This is a genomic window from Mesorhizobium sp. WSM4884, assembly GCF_029625675.1.
Classification (GTDB): Bacteria; Pseudomonadota; Alphaproteobacteria; order Rhizobiales; family Rhizobiaceae; genus Mesorhizobium.
The window spans coordinates 36198-53030 of sequence record NZ_JARTVO010000005.1 but is presented as its reverse complement, the minus strand read 5'-3'; the positions used below and the strand labels follow the sequence as shown (position 1 = coordinate 53030).

At 63.5% G+C, this 16833-nt stretch carries 16 protein-coding genes; 5 read left to right on the top strand and 11 right to left on the bottom strand.

Annotated features, from left to right (window positions below; genetic code table 11):
* Positions 1–246: 246 nt before the first annotated feature.
* Both P9236_RS09660 and P9236_RS09655 read left to right on the top strand, forming a co-directional pair.
* Positions 247–783: an EipA family protein gene (locus P9236_RS09660; RefSeq protein ID WP_278074668.1), complete on the top strand. Its 537-nt coding sequence runs from the start codon at positions 247–249 to the stop codon at positions 781–783.
* Positions 784–923: 140 nt separating this feature from the next.
* A complete protein-coding gene (locus P9236_RS09655) occupies positions 924–2063 on the top strand; it encodes a hypothetical protein (RefSeq protein WP_278074391.1) in 1140 nt (379 codons plus the stop codon).
* A gap of 37 nt (positions 2064–2100) precedes the next feature.
* On the opposite strand, the gene P9236_RS09650 is transcribed toward P9236_RS09655, so the two are convergent.
* The 6 genes from P9236_RS09650 to P9236_RS09625 all read right to left on the bottom strand — a co-directional run bounded on the left by P9236_RS09650 (position 2101) and on the right by P9236_RS09625 (position 6848).
* Positions 2101–2898, bottom strand: a complete 798-nt coding sequence (locus tag P9236_RS09650) for an RNA methyltransferase (RefSeq protein ID WP_278074390.1) — start codon at positions 2896–2898, stop codon at positions 2101–2103.
* Between the two features lie 56 nt (positions 2899–2954).
* Positions 2955–3293, bottom strand: coding sequence for a metalloregulator ArsR/SmtB family transcription factor (locus P9236_RS09645; RefSeq protein ID WP_278074389.1), 339 nt, complete (start codon positions 3291–3293; stop codon positions 2955–2957).
* Positions 3294–3460: 167 nt separating this feature from the next.
* Entirely contained in the window at positions 3461–4228 is a 768-nt protein-coding gene (locus tag P9236_RS09640; protein WP_278074388.1) for a HugZ family protein, read from the bottom strand.
* Positions 4229–4265: 37 nt separating this feature from the next.
* Positions 4266–5444, bottom strand: coding sequence for a CaiB/BaiF CoA-transferase family protein (locus P9236_RS09635; protein WP_278074387.1), 1179 nt, complete (start codon positions 5442–5444; stop codon positions 4266–4268).
* A gap of 6 nt (positions 5445–5450) precedes the next feature.
* Positions 5451–6212, bottom strand: coding sequence for a 3-hydroxyacyl-CoA dehydrogenase (locus P9236_RS09630; protein ID WP_278074386.1), 762 nt, complete (start codon positions 6210–6212; stop codon positions 5451–5453).
* A gap of 30 nt (positions 6213–6242) precedes the next feature.
* Positions 6243–6848 (bottom strand): N-acetyltransferase, encoded by a 606-nt coding sequence (locus P9236_RS09625; protein WP_278074385.1) that lies wholly within the window; start codon positions 6846–6848, stop codon positions 6243–6245.
* A 308-nt stretch (positions 6849–7156) separates the two neighbouring features.
* Here P9236_RS09625 and P9236_RS09620 point away from each other — a divergent pair, with 308 nt between their 5' ends.
* Positions 7157–8143, top strand: a complete 987-nt coding sequence (locus P9236_RS09620) for a glutathione S-transferase family protein (RefSeq protein ID WP_278074384.1) — start codon at positions 7157–7159, stop codon at positions 8141–8143.
* Positions 8144–8215: 72 nt separating this feature from the next.
* Here the strand turns inward: P9236_RS09620 and P9236_RS09615 are convergent, their stop codons facing one another.
* Positions 8216–8719, bottom strand: coding sequence for an NUDIX domain-containing protein (locus tag P9236_RS09615; protein WP_278074383.1), 504 nt, complete (start codon positions 8717–8719; stop codon positions 8216–8218).
* Between the two features lie 68 nt (positions 8720–8787).
* On the opposite strand from P9236_RS09615, the gene P9236_RS09610 reads away from it, so the two are divergent.
* Entirely contained in the window at positions 8788–9723 is a 936-nt protein-coding gene (locus P9236_RS09610) for a metallophosphoesterase (RefSeq protein WP_278074382.1), read from the top strand.
* 46 nt (positions 9724–9769) lie between these two features.
* Here P9236_RS09610 and P9236_RS09605 read toward each other — a convergent pair whose 3' ends face one another.
* The 4 genes from P9236_RS09605 to leuA form a co-directional block, all read right to left on the bottom strand.
* The gene (locus P9236_RS09605; protein ID WP_278074381.1) at positions 9770–10387 is read right to left on the bottom strand and encodes a hypothetical protein; all 618 of its coding nucleotides are present in this window, start codon (positions 10385–10387) and stop codon (positions 9770–9772) included.
* A 68-nt stretch (positions 10388–10455) separates the two neighbouring features.
* On the bottom strand, positions 10456–11256 hold the full coding sequence (locus tag P9236_RS09600) for an alpha/beta fold hydrolase (RefSeq protein WP_278074380.1): 801 nt from the start codon (positions 11254–11256) through the stop codon (positions 10456–10458).
* Between the two features lie 224 nt (positions 11257–11480).
* Positions 11481–13268 (bottom strand): tetratricopeptide repeat protein, encoded by a 1788-nt coding sequence (locus P9236_RS09595; RefSeq protein WP_278074379.1) that lies wholly within the window; start codon positions 13266–13268, stop codon positions 11481–11483.
* A gap of 194 nt (positions 13269–13462) precedes the next feature.
* Positions 13463–15139, bottom strand: a complete 1677-nt coding sequence (gene leuA, locus P9236_RS09590) for a 2-isopropylmalate synthase (protein ID WP_278074667.1) — start codon at positions 15137–15139, stop codon at positions 13463–13465.
* A gap of 526 nt (positions 15140–15665) precedes the next feature.
* Here leuA and P9236_RS09585 point away from each other — a divergent pair.
* Positions 15666–16832 (top strand): ATP-grasp domain-containing protein, encoded by a 1167-nt coding sequence (locus P9236_RS09585; RefSeq protein ID WP_278074378.1) that lies wholly within the window; start codon positions 15666–15668, stop codon positions 16830–16832.
* Position 16833: the final 1 nt, after the last annotated feature.

Here is a 16833-nt window from a genome sequence, read left to right as displayed (position 1 = left end):
CGGTACATTCACGCCAGGAAACCGGGGCGAAAGAGGCCGTGTCGGGCCGCCAGCCTTCGAACCGCCATCTTCCTGCGCCAGTTTAATGGTTGAAAAAGGATTACGGCATAGTTTGCCCGTGATAGTCATCTCGAAACGGCCGCCAAGAGCCGTAGGGGTACGAGGCGTCGGCGAAAGTGCTCCCTGACGGAGATTGGAAGCATGTTTTCCCGATTCTATGACCGGACTCTCGTCCGCGTCCTTGCCATGACGATCGCCCTCATAGGTGCTGTCATCTTCTCAACCTCCGCGTCGCGGGCCCAGGAATATACCGCGCAGGAGATCATCGATTCCGGCCACAAGTTCTTCGGCGCGACGTCAGGCGGTCTCGCCACCGTGGTCGAAAAGATCTTCGCGTCCTACGGGCTGCCAAACGGCTATCTGCTCGGCGAGGAAGGATCCGGAGCGCTGATTGGCGGCCTGACCTATGGCGAGGGCACGCTCTACACCAAGAACGCCGGCGACCATAAGGTGTTCTGGCAAGGCCCGTCGCTCGGCTGGGACTTCGGCGGCGAAGGGTCGCGCGTGATGATGCTGGTCTACAATCTCGACGACATCAGCAGCCTCTACAACCGCTTCGGCGGCGTCGCCGGCTCCGCCTATGTCGTAGCGGGCGTCGGCTTCAACGTGCTGCAGAGCAACAGGGTGCTCATCGTTCCGATCCGCACCGGCGTCGGTGCCCGGCTCGGCGTCAATCTCGGCTATCTGAAGCTTACGGAACGGGCGACCTGGAATCCGTTCTGACCGGGCAGGATCGCCACATCCGCTCGGATAAGCCTGACGGCGCCGCGGCATGCACTTGTCGCGGCGCTGGATTTCCGCCATGCCAAGGTGGCACAGTCGGGCATTGGCGGGTTGCCGCCTCGTATATCGGGTAGTCCACCTTGGTCCAGTCGATCCTGTTCTTCGCACTCGGCTTCCTCTGCGCCGTCTTTCTGATCTCGCTGATCGCGCCGGCCGTGTGGCGGCGGGCCGTCGTGCTGACGCGCAGGCGCCTCGAGGCCTCGATGCCGCTGACGCCCGCCGAGATCCTGGCTGAAAAGGACCGGGTCCGCGCCGAATTCGCCATGACCACGCGCCGGCTCGAGATGAACATCAAGAGCCTCAAGGAGAAGACGGCCGAGCAACTGGTCGAGATCGGCCGCGGGCGTGAGGCCCTGAAGGGATTGGCGGTCGAGACGAAGGACAAGAACCAGGCGCTTTCCGACCTGCAGGCCAAGAACGCGGAGCTCAGGCAGCGCGAGGAAGAACTGCACAATTTGTCGGAAAAACTGGCGCAGACGGAGCGCTCCCTGGAGAAGCGCACGCTGGAGCTGCAAAAGCTGGAGCAGATGTACGACGATGCCAGCTTCTCTTCCAGCAATCGCCAGATAGAGCTCGTGGCCCGCGAATCGGAACTGGACAAGCTCGCCAACGACATTGCGGTGCTGCGCAGCCAGCGCAAGGAAGCGGACCGGCGCAATCAGGAGCTCGCCGCTGAAGGTAAAGCGGCCAGGGACACGCTCAAGGTGGAAAAGAAGCGCGCAGCCGAGCTGGACAAGAAGGTCGAGCGGCTGCTTGCGACCCTTGCCGATCGCGAGGAGAAGCTCGACAGGCGCGAGAAGGAGCTTGCCCGGATACGCGAACGCCCAAAGCAAGGCCTCACGGCAAACGGCGGAACGCACCAGGCCGGCGAGGGCATCGACAAGGCCATCGCCAAGCTCGAAGGCGATCGGGAGCGGCTGGAGGCGAGGCTGGCGGCGCTCGCTCACGAGAACAAGCGGCTCAAGACCGATCTTGCCGCGTTCGAAACGGCAAAGCCCGAACAGGCAGCCGACATGCGCCGTGCCGGTGCAGCGCTTCGCGAGCAGATGAACGAACTGGCCGCCGAGGTCGTCAACCTGACGATGAAGCTGGACGGGCCGGATTCGCCGATTGCCAAGGCCTTGGCGGCTTCTCGCGACGGGCGACAGGATGCCGGCGAGCGCGGCATCAGCCTCGCGGATCGTGTAAGGGCCTTGCAGAAGACAAGCTCGACCAGCTGAGCCGAAGGCCCACCGGAGGGTTTTGGTCGGCGCGCTGCTATCGTTTCGAGAAGTGATGCAAGGCGATGGCTGAAGCGGCGGCGACGTTGAGGCTGTCGAATCCCTCCGCCATGCCGATCCGTACCGTCCGCAGACGGTTGAGCAAGGTTTCGGGCAGGCCTTCGCCTTCCGTGCCGAGATACAGCGCCAGCCGTGAAGTTCTTTCCGCGGCCCGGATGTCCGTTTGGCCGCGCGGCGAGAGCGCGAACTGGCTGAAGCCCAGCCCGTCGAGCGTTGCAATCAGGCTCGTGGTGTCGCCGAAGGAGGCGAAGGGAACCTTCAGCGCCGCGCCGACCGAAACACGGATCGCCTTGCGATAGAGCGGATCGCAGCAGGTGGAATCGACAAGCACGGCGTCCGCGCCAAAGGCCGCGGCGTTGCGGAAGATCGAGCCCATATTGTCGTGATTGGATATGCCGACCAGAACCACGACAAGCGCGCTTGCCGGCAAGGTTTCGAGCAAAATCTCCTTCGATCGAAGAGCGCCCCGAACGCCGATCGCCAATATTCCGCGATGCATGTGGAAACCGGCGATCCGGTCCATGACCTCGCCGCCGGCGACATAGATCGGGAAGTCCGCCGGCGCCTTGCGCAACACGTCCTCCATGCCCGCCAGCCTGTTTTCCAGAATGAGGGCCGATTCAGCGGTGAAGCGTCCGGCCGACAACAGAAGATCCAGCACCACCTTGCCTTCCGCGACGAAGCGCCCGCGGCGGCCGACGAGATCGCGCTCGCGAATGTCGAGATAGGCGGCGACACGCGGATCCTGCGGGTCGTCGATGGGAATGAAGTTCATGCAGACCTCGCCGGCGAACGATCGTCAGCGAGGTAAGGGGCTTTGGATAGCGCGGGTCAACCCCCGGCGCGGCGCAACCGATAGGCCATCTGGGACAGATCGCCGTCGCCGAAGATGCCTTCCAGCATACGAAGCAACTCGCGCACCGCGTCGGACTTGCAGGAATAATAGATCATCTGGCGATCGCGGCGCGTCTCGACGAGATCGAGCGCTCTCAGCTTGGCCAGATGCTGCGACAAAGCGGACTGGCTCAACTGGACTTTATCGGCGATGGCACCGACGGACATTTCGCCGTCGATCAGATAGCTGACGATCAGAAGCCGCTTTTCATTGCCCATGAGCGTCAGAAACGCAGCAGCCGATTCGGCGTTGGCGACTAGCTTGCTCGAGATCATAGATGCCCCATGTTTTCTGGCTCATCCAGCCGCCATGGGGGCAATGGCGGCTGATTCCATAGTGTTCAGGTCAGAAAGCGCCGCTGAATCAGCGCTGCAACAAAGGGTAGATCATTTTATCTAAATCTCAAGAGTTGCTTTCGATCTGCAACGATTAACTTTCGCTACTATGCCTTGCCGGCGGCGCGTCCGGTCTTTGCCATCTCGACCAGCACGGACCGCAACTCGCTGGCGGCGCCGAGGGGTTGAGGGAAGAAGACCCTGCAGACGGCGTCCGCACAAGCCAGGTCCATGCCGTCGGGATCGAAACCCGTGGCGATCCAGCCATCGCCGTCGGCCCCGCCGAAATGGCGCGCATAGATGCAAAGCGCATCGCGATGGTCGGTGTTCATATGGTCCAGCGCCGACTGTTCACTGGCAGCAAGCTCATCGACGATCGCGCCGCCGGTGATCAGGTCGGCGCGATCCAGAAGATATGCCTTGCCGAACCCGCCATTGAGACTGGCGCGTTCAGGCTCGAGCCGGAATATCGAGAAGTCGCCAAGCCCGGCGTAAAGCTTTGCCTTCGGATTGCGGTTGAGGTAGCGCCGTTCGGCGCGGACGTGCTCGGCCGAGCCACGCTCCAGCCGCAGTGCCCGGCACACAAGCGTGATGCGCGGATGCGCGAGCGGATCGCCCTTGCCGGGTTCGCCGAGCAGCAGCGAGCAACGCGGGTCGGCGAGAAGCGCGCCCGTATGCGCGGACAGCATCGAGACCAGGATCAGCGGCGCGCCGTCGATGTCGGTCGCCACGCCGACCCGGCTTGCCAGCGGCGCGCCGGTGCCAGGCTCGATCACCGCCAGCGCGCCGAAACGGGCCGATCGAATCAGCGTCTTCGCCAGCCTGACGGCTTCGGCGTCGGTCTCGCGGATGACATCCTTCCTGTTCTCGGTCAAAGCGCTCACCGCAATAAGTTGATCTATGCTCTCCGGTTTATTGGCCAAACAGGCCGGACCTGACAAGGGCTTCGATTTCACTTTCACTTATGCCGAAGCGTGCCAGCACATCGGCGGGCTGGCGATCGGTGACGGTCGGTGCCGCCGCAAGCCTCGGCGGGGCGTTCGAGAAGCGCGGCGCCGGCGCCGGGCGTTCCAACTCGCCTGATCTCGCAAAACTTTGCCGGGCACGGCTCTGCGGATGGCCCCTGGCCTCGCTCAGCGACAGGACCGGCGCGACGCAGGCATCGGTCTGGCCAAAGATATCGACCCATTCGTCGCGCGTCTTCTGTCTGATCCTCACCGCGATGGCGGCGCGCATCTCGGGCCACGATGTCCTGTCATATTGGCTGCCGATAAAACGCCGGTCGAGCGGCAGAAGTTCGGCGAACTCGGCAAAGAATTGCGGCTCGAGGCAGCCGACGGCGACATGCCGGCCGTCCGCGGTCTCATAGGTGTCGTAGAAGGGCGCCCCGGTGTCGAGCAAGTTTTCGCCACGCCGGTCGTTCCAGATGCCTGCCGCCATGAAGGCATGGATAGGAGCCGCGAGCATCGATGCGCCCTCGACCATCGCGGCGTCGATCACCTGGCCCTTGCCGGTGCGCGAGCGCTGGAAGAGAGCGGCCAGCACGCCGGTGATCAACATCATGGCGCCGCCACCCTGGTCGGCGACGAGGTTGAGCGGCGGCGCGGGCGGCGTTCCCTGCCTGCCGATAGCATGCAAGAGGCCGGCATAGGCGAGATAGGTGATGTCATGGCCAGCGCGGGGCGCAAGCGGCCCGTCCTGGCCGAAGCCCGTCAGGCGGCCATAGATCAGCGCCGAATTGCGTTCGAACACGACGTCGGGTCCGAGGCCCAGCCTTTCCATGACGCCCGGGCGAAAGCCCTCGACGAGGATGTCGGCCTTTTCGGCGAGGCGCAGCAGAAGCTCCGAGCCATCCGGACGTTTCAGGTCGAGCTTGAGGATGGAGCGTCCATGGCGGTCGAGGTCATAGGCTTCCGGCAAGGACAGAAGCGGCTCCCGGGCGTCCGCCCGCTCGATGCGCAGCACCTCGGCGCCCATTTCCGACAGCATCAAGACTGCGAGCGGCACCGGGCCGAGACCCGCCATCTCGATCACCGTCAGGCCAGCCAGCGGTCCTGCCTTGGGGGTGGCGCCTGCCTGCGAGGTGGTCATTGCCTTCTATTTCGGCGCCATGCGGATCGCACCATCGAGGCGGATCGTCTCGCCGTTCAGCATCTGGTTCTCGATGATGTGCAGCGCCAGCGCCGCATATTCCGAGGGCTCGCCGAGACGGGGTGGGAAGGGCACCGAGGCGCCGAGCGAATCCTGCACCTCCTGCGGCATGCCGGCCATCATCGGCGTCTTGAAGATGCCAGGGGCGATGGTGCAGACGCGGATGCCGGAGCGCGCAAGGTCGCGCGCCACAGGCAGCGTCATGCCGACGACGCCGCCCTTGGATGCCGAATAGGCCGCCTGGCCAATCTGGCCGTCATAGGCGGCGACCGATGCCGTGTTGACGATGACGCCGCGCTCGCCGCCATCGAGCGGGTCGAGTTTCGCCGCCCGATCGGCGACGAGGCGGATCATGTTGAAAGTTCCGATCAGGTTGATCTCGATCACCTTGCGGTACTGGTCGAGCGGGTGCGGACCATCCTTGCCGATCGTCTTCACGCCGATGGCGATGCCGGCGCAGTTCACTAGGATGCGCGGCTCGCCAAGCCTTTTCGCCACCTCGGCAATGGCGGCGGTACCGCTGTCGCCGCTGCTGACATCGCACTGAACGGCGATGCCGCCGATATCGGCGGCAACCTTGGCCGCGCGCGCGATGCCGACATCGAGTATCGCAACCCTGGCGCCCTTGGCGGCAAGGGCGCGCGCCGTCGCTTCGCCAAGGCCCGAGCCACCGCCGGTGACGATCGCGATCTGGCCGTTGGGGTTCATGCGGGCATCCTCCGAGAATTTCAGGTCATGCTACGAAGCACGCTGCTGGGGCGCAACCTGAATGACCGGATCGACCGAGACCTGCGGATTGGCCGGCGCCCGGACCGCGGCCGTAGCCAAGTCCGCGACGCGCGCTGTGTCCGCATGGCAGACCTCGCCGACAAAGCGGGCCACCGCGCCGGGCTTGATTTCGTGGTGAAGAAGCCTGTCGAGATCGACCGGGCGCGGCATGATGATCTGGCCGCGCGGAAAGCGCTTGAAGCCGAGCGGCCCGTAGTAAGGCTCGTCGCCGACCAGCATCACGGCCGGGGCGCCCGCCTTCGCCGCAGCTTCGAGAGCGATCGCGACCAGCCGGCGGCCGATGCCGAGATTCTTGAAGGCGGGGCGCACGGCAAGCGGGCCTAGCATCATGGCGCGTCCCGCACCGGCGGCAACGCGCGTCATGCGCACCGAGGCGATCACCGTGTCGTCCTTGACGGCGACAAAGGACATCGAGCGGTCATGTCCGCCGGATTCGCGGATCTTGTAGGCGGCAAGCACGAAACGGCCAGGCCCGAAGGCCTCATCGTTGATGGCTTCGATTTCAGGATCATGCGCCGGGGTTTCCGGCAGGTATTTCACGTCGGCAAGGCTCATGGTCTTTGCGTTCCGGTATACGAGGAAAGGTTGCTGCAAGCGGCAGCGTTCGCCAGTCAACGCTTCGTCAAGCGCGGGCGCCCTTTCGTCGTCGGTCGAACCGGATCGTGGCAAAGTCGAACATGGGCGCCTCCGCTAGCATCAATTCTTCCCGGCTGCAATCGGCGCTTTTCACCTTTCTTGCCGCCGCCGATCTGCTTCGTCGTTGGACGAACTGGTCCGTCGTTTGACGAACTGTTCAGCGCCCGGGGGCTTCGACATTCCTGCCAAGCGCCTAAATGTCTTGTGGATCCGCAGGGAGATTTCACATGGGATTGCTGATTGAAGGCAGATGGCAGAACCGGCCGGTTACCGCCGACACCGGTGGAAGGTTCGTGCGGGCCGAAGCGCAATGGCGCGACTGGGTGACGCGCGATGGCGCGCCGGCGGAAGGCCGAAAGCGCGCCTTCAAGGCAGAGCCCGGCCGCTATCATCTTTACGTTTCGCTCGCCTGCCCATGGGCGCACCGGACGTTGATCTTCCGCTCTCTGAAGAAGCTGGAAGACATCATCTCCGTCTCCGTGGTGCACCACTTCATGGGTGAGAACGGCTGGACCTTCGAGGCGGAGGACGGTGCCACCGGCGACACGCTCTACGGCCTCGAATACCTGCACCAGATTTATGCCAAGGCCGGTCCCGCCTATTCGGGGCGGGTGTCCGTGCCGGTGCTGTGGGACAGAAAACAGGAAACGATCGTCAACAACGAGTCTTCCGAGATCATCCGGATGCTCAATTCCGCCTTCGACGAATGGGGCGATGCGAGCCTCGATTTCTATCCCCCGTCGCTGCGGGCGGAGATCGACAAGATCAATGCGCTGGTCTATCCGGCGATCAACAACGGCGTCTATCGCGCCGGCTTCGCCACCACGCAATCCGCCTACGAGGAAGCATTCGGCGAATTGTTCTCAGCGCTCGACACGATCGAAGAGCGACTTTCCAAGCAACGCTATCTGGTCGGCGAACGCATCACCGAGGCCGACTGGAGACTGTTCACCACGCTGGTCCGCTTCGATCCGGTCTATGTCGGCCACTTCAAATGCAATCTGCGCCGCATCGCCGACTATCCGAACCTGTCGAACTATCTGCGCGATCTCTACCAAGTGCCCGGCGTCTCAGGCACGGTCAACCTGCACCACATCAAGGCGCATTATTACGGCAGCCACAAATCGATCAATCCGACCGGAATCGTTCCGGTGGGGCCGGAGCTGGACTATGCCGCGCCGCATGATCGCGGCAGGTTCAGGAAGGCGGCTTAGCGCGGTTCAGTGTTTGATAGAATCGCTGAACCGGAAAACCGCTGCGCACTTTTCCTGAAAGCTCACATCTAGCTACCAGTAAGCCGAAACGTGCTCGCCGCCGAAAATTTCGGCAATGCGCCGTCGCGTCGCGGGCGTCGTATCTTCCGGCAAACGGTCGAGCGGAAAGAACGCCGCCTCGGCGATCTCATGGTCGGGCTGCTTCGGCCCGGTCTGGCTGAAGGCTTCGATCAGATAGAAGCCGACATGGTCACGGCTGCTGGCGCGACGGTTGAAATGCATCGATTTCAGCACCGGCGAGGCGGTCAGGGCGATATTTCCTTCCTCCGCCAGTTCCCGCGCCAGCGCCTCGATAAGCGTCTCACCCATCTCGACGCCGCCGCCCGGCAGTTGCCAGCCCGGAACATAGGTATGGCGGATGAGGAAGACGGAATTGGACACCTGGTCATAGACGAGGCCACGCACGCCGAGCGTCATCGGGCGCCGCAGCAGGAAATAGAGATGGAACAGCCTCGCCCGCAGTCCCGGCCAGCCGGTCTGACGGAACGTCTCCTCGAGGTCGGGTGAGCCTGTCATCCGGCAATCCGCGGGCGAACAGCAAACGGTGAGTAGAAAGCCCGGACGGGGTCGCTTAAGAAGGGGCTATGCTCAGGCTCGCACATATGTCCGATGTCCATCTGGGGCCGCTGCCCGATGTAACCTATCGCGATCTCGCGTCCAAGCGCGTGCTGGGCTACGTCAACTGGCAGCGCAACCGCCGCCGGCATATGCATGATGCGGTCATCGACACCATCGTCGCCGATATCAAGGCCAGCGCGCCCGACCATCTCGCCGTCACCGGCGATCTCGTCAACCTGGCGCTCGACGGCGAGATCGAGATGGCAAAGCACTGGCTGGAGACGCTTGGTTCTCCGAACGACGTGTCGGTCGTGCCAGGCAACCACGATGCCTATGTGCCCGGCGCCTTCGACAAGGTCTGCCGGTCATGGGCGCCGTGGATGACGGGCGACGGCGTCGACAGTCCGGTCGACCGCAATTCCTTTCCCTATCTGCGCGTACGCGGCAACGTCGCGCTGATCGGCGTCACGACTGCGCGGGCCACGGCGCCCTTCATGGCCAACGGCTTCTTCATGGAGGGCCAGGCGGAGCGGCTCGCCAAGATCCTCGACGCCGCCGCCAAACAGGGGCTGTTTCGCGCCATCATGATCCACCATCCGCCGGTGCGCGGCGCGGTTTCGCAGCATAAGCGGCTGTTCGGCATCTCGCGTTTCCACAAGGTCATTCGCCGGCACGGCGCCGAGCTTGTCCTGCACGGTCACTCGCATCTGCCGTCGCTGTTCACCATCGGCCCGCGCGGCGCCAAGGTGCCGGTGGTCGGCGTAGCCGCCGCCGGCCAGGCGCCGGGCGGCAAGCATCCCGCCGCTCAGTACAATCTGCTCGAAATCGACGGGGAAAAGGGCAAGTGGAGCATCCGCCTGACACGGCGCGGCCTGACCGGTCCGGCACTGCCGCCATCAGATCTTCAGGTGATCGAGCTGGGTGCCGAGACAATGACGGCCCGTGAAATGGTCAGAAGCTGAGCCAATTCCGGACGGAAAACCGTTTCACAGTTTTCCTGGAATTGCTCTAGAAGCTGATCTTCATCTGGGCGATGCGATCCCAGAACAGCACGAGCGATACCGCCAGGCCCACCAAGGCGCCGGCGGCGATCAGGCCAAGGCCGGCGAAGAAGGTCGTCCAGCCGTTGCGGCGCGTTGCGGATTGCAGCGGCGGCTCGGCTTCTTGGACCTCGGCGCGATGCAGTCCGGGCACGGCGCTCTCGACCGCGCCTTCCATCATCCGTTGCCGCTCGACGACACGCTCGGCCACATAACGTGTGACGGCATCTGCGACGGGCTTCATGTCGATCGATTCGGCCAGCACCACGCGGCCGATGCGCGTATCCTTGAGGAAGCGGAAGGTGCGGCGATCCCGTCCCATGGCGACATGGCTGACGGCATCGATCCACAGCCGCGGCTGCAGGCCGGAGGAGACGGCGAAGTCGAAATTATCCATGTCGGTGGGCACACCGGCAAAGACGGGCGCAAGCTCGGCGGCCAGAAGTTCGAGTCGCATGCGGTGTGCCTCGCGCATGTCGACCACCACGTCGTCGCGGTCGGCAAAGGCGTTCTTGACCTCGCGGATCGCGTCCGCGAGCTTCCGTGACGGCTCGATCGGGGTGACTTTGTCGCCTGCATCCTTCATGGGAGCTGCCTCGCTGTTGGTAAACAGCGAGTTAACACAGTCGCCGGCAAAATGCACTGCGAGATGGGTCAGCTTGCTGCCGCACCGAATACAGACCGTTGGCCTTTGCCGCGGCGCCGCATATTGCGGCGCACGACCTCCGCGATCACGTCGGGTGCCTCCTCGGCCAGCATGTGGCCGGCCTCCAGCACATGGTGCAGGTGGAAATGTGCCGGCAGGGTTTCAGCCTGGTCGACGGGCAGGACGGGATCGTCCGTTCCCCAAATCACCATCACCGGCATGCTCAAGGTCGCCAGCCATTCGCCAGGGATGACACCTTGCCGGTCACCCCTGGTCATCACGGCCGCGGTATCGACAAGGGTCTGCAACTGGCCCGGCCGCTCGCGCATGAGCGAAAGCGCCTCCACCACATGTTCTGGGGGCGCGCTCCTCGGCCCCGACATGGCGGCAAGGCATGCACGGATATCATCCCGATTGGCTGCGGCGGCATAGCGGCGCGCCAACGGACCGTTGATCTCGGGGCCGAAGCCGCCGGGCGCCAGCAAGGTCAGCGAGGCCACCCTTTCGGGATCGGCCAGCGCCATCAATGCCGCGATCGCACCGCCCATGGAATGGCCAACGACATGGACCTTGCCCAGGCGGCGCGCGCCCAGATCCGTCAGAATGGCCCGCGCCGCCTGCTTGGCGCCTGCCGACTCGCACTGCAGGGAGCCTCCGTGACCGGGCAGATCGTAGGCCAATGCCCTCACAGCCGGCGCCAACGCGGCAATCACGTCGCGCCAGATCGAATGGCAGCCGCCGAAGCCATGCAGGAAGATAATCGTCTTCAAGCCGGCACCGCTTTCTGCGACATGAAGGGACGGAAGCATCAAAATTATTGGCTGCGAGACAGGACGGGCGGCAATTCAAGATTGTGGCTGAATTGCTCTCCGAACGAGTCGATAGCCAGTAAAATTTTCGCGACCGGGCTGTGTATGGCCGAGCAAACGCAGAAGAAGGCTTAAATTAATATGGTTTGCCGAGCGGAGCCGGCGCGACAAAAATTGTCGATTCCAATTCGGGATCAGCGCGCCAGAGACAGGTCCGAGACGGTTCAACTCGGGTTGCCGATTCCCGCAGAGTGCAAGGACTGAACAAGCCGATCGGTGAGATCGGCGGGATACTTCCTGTCGACAAAGGTCGCGCGCGGATCTGCGGCGAATTTCGGGAACTCGGCCGTCAATTCGTTGGCCAACTGGCTCGCGAGCTTGTCGCGGCCTGAAATCTTGGCGCCGATGAGGCGTGCGGCCAGGTAATGCGATTTTGATGCCGTGGTCCGCAGCGATTCGCTGGCAATTGCGGCTCGCTTGGTGTCGCCTTGCATCAAGGCTCCGAGAAACAGGCCGTAGTCCCACCAGGTCGGGTGACCGCTGAATGTTTCGACAGCGTGGCCGAGGATCGGAGTACCTTCCTGATATTTACCGGCGAAGATCAGGCCGTAGCCGTAGGCGGCGGCCATGCCGAGATCGTAAGGGTTGAGTTCATAGGCCTTGCGCATCCAGCGGATCGCTTCGTCCGTATTGCCGAGACGCGAGCTGAGATAGCCATAGGCGCGATGCGCATGCGGGCTCATCGGCCCCATCTGAACGGCGCGGTGGGCGAACGACATGGCCTTTTCGAGCGTCGCGTCGGGCGGGTAGGCATAGTGGCTGGTGACAGCTTCCAGATGCAGCGAAGCGAGTTCCGAGTAGACGAGCGATGATTTGGTGCCCTCGCCAACCAGCTTCTCCAGACAGCGATACGCGGCTTCGTGCGTCTTGGCGCTCTGGTCGAGATAGTAGCGCTCATCGAGCACCAGACATCCGATCTGGCTGGTCTGGATGTCGCTCTGATCGATGTAGCTGTAGATCGCGCCCGAAGCGGGCACGGTCGAAGTCAGAAGGCTGGCGATATTGCTTTCGACCACGCCAGGCGCGCTTTCGGCTGGGGTCAGGTTGCGCGACAGGAGAACCCGTCCCGTCGCGACGCTTTGCAACTCGATCATGACGTCACCGGTGGCAGGTCCGGGAATAACGTCGAAAACGAAGCTGACCGGATCGGCGGAACTATCGCGCGTAGCGTCGGCGTCGCGCCCGATGAAGTCTATGGTATCGAAGCCGGCGAGACCGGCACGAAGCGAGGTGGCGACACGGGCGGCCCCGGGTCCGTCGGCCTTAATAGCCATGTAGATCAAGGGCAAGCTGTCGAATGTTTGCGGAGCGACGCTGCCGGTCGCGCCCGCCGTTTCGACCGGCGTGGCCGAGTCGTCGCCGTGGAGAAAGGCGTTGCCCTGACGGACGACGAGGACACCCAGCATGGCGATGACCAGCACCATGGCGGCCCAGAAGAACCGCAATTGGCGCGTCAGCGACGAGGCGGTGTCGGGGACCGCGGGTGTCGCCGTCGACGGGATGGCATCGGCGGGCGAGGTACCGGCGGGCGCGCGATTCTCGAATTGCTCGGCCGATGGCGGAGCAGCCTGGCCGCTGTCGGCAGGCTTGGCCTCGGCGGGCAGCCGGATGGCATTCAGCTCGTAGGAAGGCACATAGCCGCCACGCGGGATTGCGATGCGCACCGGCTCGGCGATGCCCTCATTGGCGAAATAATGCTCCAGAAGCTCGCGCAGCCGCCCGGCCTGGACCCTGACGACCGCATCGGTCGCAGAGTCGAAGTCGCCGTCCTTGCCGAAGACGTCCATCGCGATGGAAACGCCCTTCAGCCTGTCGCCTTCGCCGGCCTGCTCGCGCTCCACGAGATAGCGTAATAGCCTACGCGCACGCTCGGACCGTCCGAACGTTTCGCTGGCAAGCAGTCGCTCCAATGTCTCGCGCACTGCGGGGGCGGCAGGCGTGGCAGGCTCCAAGTGTCGAACCCTTCAAAGTCGGCACAGGTTAGGACGTGATCATATAGCGCTCGCGCCGGCGCACAAGAATGCTTCTGTTATGCGATCGCGTAAGCCACCGCAAATTTCCCTGCCGGTTAACGAATGGCGAGAAAATCGCACATGTTTTAACGCGGCGCGCCAGGCGGACGCGCCGCGTTCACGGGCTCAAATGTTCAGCCCGCCTTGCGGCCGAGGATGCGGTTGGCGGCCGAAACCACGGCTTCGAGCGAGGCGGCGACGATGTTGGTGTTTATGCCGGCGCCGAATAGCTTGCCGCCCGGATATTCCATCTCGACATAGGAGATGGCCGAGGCGTTCGAGCCGCGCTGCAAGGAATGCTCGGAATAATCGAGCACCGACATCTCGACGCCGACATGGCGCGAAAGCGCATCGACGAAGCCGTCGATCGGTCCGGTGCCGGTGCCGGTGATCGTCATTTCCTTGCCGTTGTCGAGAATAACCGCCTCCACCACGCGCCGTCCCTTCACCTCGGTGTCGGGATAGGTGTGATGGTCGAGGAATTTCAGCCGCGCGCCGGGCTGGTCGACATAGGCTTCGAGGAAGCGCTCGTGGATGCGCCTGGCCGGCACTTCCTTGCCCTCGGCATCGGTGATCGCCTGGATATCCTGGCTGAATTCGATCTGCAGGTTGCGCGGCAGGTTGAGACCGTAGTCGGCCTGCAGGACATAGGCGATGCCGCCCTTGCCGGACTGCGAGTTGATGCGGATGATCGCCTCGTAGGTGCGGCCGACATCGGCGGGATCGATCGGCAGATAGGGCACCTCCCAAAGCGGCGTGTTGGCCTTGCGCAGCGCCTTCATGCCCTTGTTGATGGCATCCTGATGCGAGCCGGAAAACGCCGTGTAGACCAGCTCGCCGACATAAGGGTGACGTTCCGGGATCTTCAGCTGGTTCGAGTACTCGTAGACGTCCTTCATCCGGTTGATGTCGGAGCAGTCCAGCTCGGGATCGATGCCTTGCGTGTACATGTTGAGCGCGAGCGTCACGATGTCGACATTGCCGGTGCGCTCGCCATTGCCGAACAGCGTTCCTTCGACGCGGTCGGCGCCCGCCATCAGGCCGAGCTCGGTGGTGGCGATGCCGGTGCCGCGGTCATTGTGCGGGTGCAGCGAGATGATCAGCTTGTCGCGGTTGTCGAGATTGCGGCACATCCATTCGATGCGGTCGGCATAGACGTTGGGCGTCGACATCTCGACCGTCGAGGGCAGGTTGATGATCAGCTTGTTGTCGGCCGTCGGCTTCACGATCTCGATGACGGCGTTGCAGATTTCCAGCGCGACCTCGAGCTCGGTGCCGGTGAAGCTCTCCGGCGAATATTCGAAACGATAGCCGCCGCCGGCCTTGGCCGCCATGTCGGTGATCATCTTGGCGGCGTCGGTGGCGATGCGCTTGATGCCGACGACGTCCTTTTCGAAGACGACGCGGCGCTGCAGCTCGCTGGTCGAGTTGTAGAAATGCACGATCGGCCGGTGTGCGCCCTTCAGCGCATCGAAAGTCCGCGTGATCAGCTCGGGCCGGCACTGCACCAGCACCTGCAGCGACACATCGTTCGGCACGCCGCCTTCCTCGATGCACCAGCGGGCGAAATCGAAGTCGGTCTGCGAGGCCGACGGAAAGCCGATCTCGATCTCCTTGAAACCCATGTCGAGCAGCAGCGCGAACATGCGCGCCTTGCGTTCGTGGCCCATCGGGTCGATCAGCGCCTGGTTGCCGTCGCGCAGGTCGACGGAGCACCAGATCGGCGCCTTCTCGATGACCTTGGACGGCCAGGTGCGATCGGCGAGGTTGACGGTCGGATAGGGCTGATATTTGCGGGCGGCGTCGGGCATGTGCCCGGGCGCTTGCGCGCCCGTTTCGGCCTCGCCGGCGCGGATTGCTTCTCTTCTGTTCATCGTCGTTTCTCCCGGCGGCTCGTGGGACCGCCTCAGGCGGATTGGTGCCGAGCGGCGCCTTTACCAAAGTTTCGTTTGCTTGATGTGACTTGCCAATCTGGCCAAGGAGCATGCGCCTCGAGCGGCGGTTTTCGACCGCCGGGCGCTCCTTCAGCGAACCCGGCGATCGCCGATAAGGCCGAGAAGAAGCAGGGTCGAAGCAAGCGCGCGCACGGTCTCGCCGGCAAAGCCGGGGCGAGGAGAAGCGACGGAGCGGGTGCGCGTGGTCATGTCGGCTCTCTTACAGGAGCGGGCATCTGGAGGCAAGTGCCGGGTCCGGCTTTAAGTCTTTGGTTTCATGCATGTCGTTTTCCCAAAACCGCTGCACATTTTTGGGCGACATGCCATCGGCGCGGCTCTTCCCCGCTCCAGGCAAATGCGCCACACTCGTTCCCGGAGACCTGATCTCAGGGGGAGGCAGTGCATGAATTTCGTGTTCTTCTCGCCGCATTTTCCGGCCAACGGCGCCGATTTCTGCGACCGGCTGAAGAAGGCCGGAGCCACCGTGCTCGGCATCGGCGATGCGCCCTATGAGACGCTGAGTGGGAAGCTCAAGGCAGCACTGTCGGAATATTACCGCGTAGCGGACATGGAAGACTACGATGCCGTGTTCCGGGCGATGGGACATTTCATCCACAAATGGGGCCGCATCGACCGCTTCGAGTCCCTCAACGAGCACTGGCTGGAGCTTGAGGCCAACATCCGCACTGACTTCAATATTTTCGGCACCAAGCTCGATTTCGTGAAGAATTTGAAGCGCAAGAGCCGCATGCGCGCCTTCTTCCGCAAGAGCGGCGTCGAAACCATTCCACAGCGCAAATGCTCCGACCGCGCCGGGGCCATGACCTTCATCCGTCGCGTCGGCTATCCGGTGGTGGTGAAGCCGGATTCAGGCTCCGGCGCCTCGAACACGTTCAAAATCTCCAACGCCAGGGAGCTCGACCAGTTCTTCAAGGACAAGCCCGAGGGCGTGACCTTCGTCATGGAGCAGTTCATCGAGGGGCTGGTGGTGACCTTCGACGGCCTCGTCAACCGCGATGGCGAAGTGGTGCTGGCGGCGAGCCATCGCTACGACCAGAGCATCATGGACGCGGTCAACAACGACCGCCACATGAGCTACACCTGCTTCCCGGAGATCAGCCCGGCGGTCGAGGAGGCGGGCCGCAAGATCCTGAAAGCGTTCGACGTGCGCGAGCGCTTCTTCCATATCGAGCTGTTCGAGACCAGGGACAAGCGCATCATCGCGCTCGAGGTCAACATGCGCCCGCCAGGCGCCTGGATGACGGACGCCATCAATTATACATTCGACATCGACGTCTACGCCGCCTGGGCCGACATGGTGGTGAAGGACGCGGCCGGTGGCCCCTACAAGGGCAAGTACTTCACCGCCTATGCCAGCCGCAAACGCCATATCGACTATTTGCACAGCCATGAGGACGTGCTAGCCGCCCACGGCGACAAGATCGTGCACCACCAGGCCATCGAAGAGGTTTTCAGCCGCGCCATGGGCAACTACGCCTACCAGATGCGTTCCAAGGACCAGAAGGCGTTGCGCCAGGCGGTCGACTACATCCACGCGGAAAAGGCGTGAG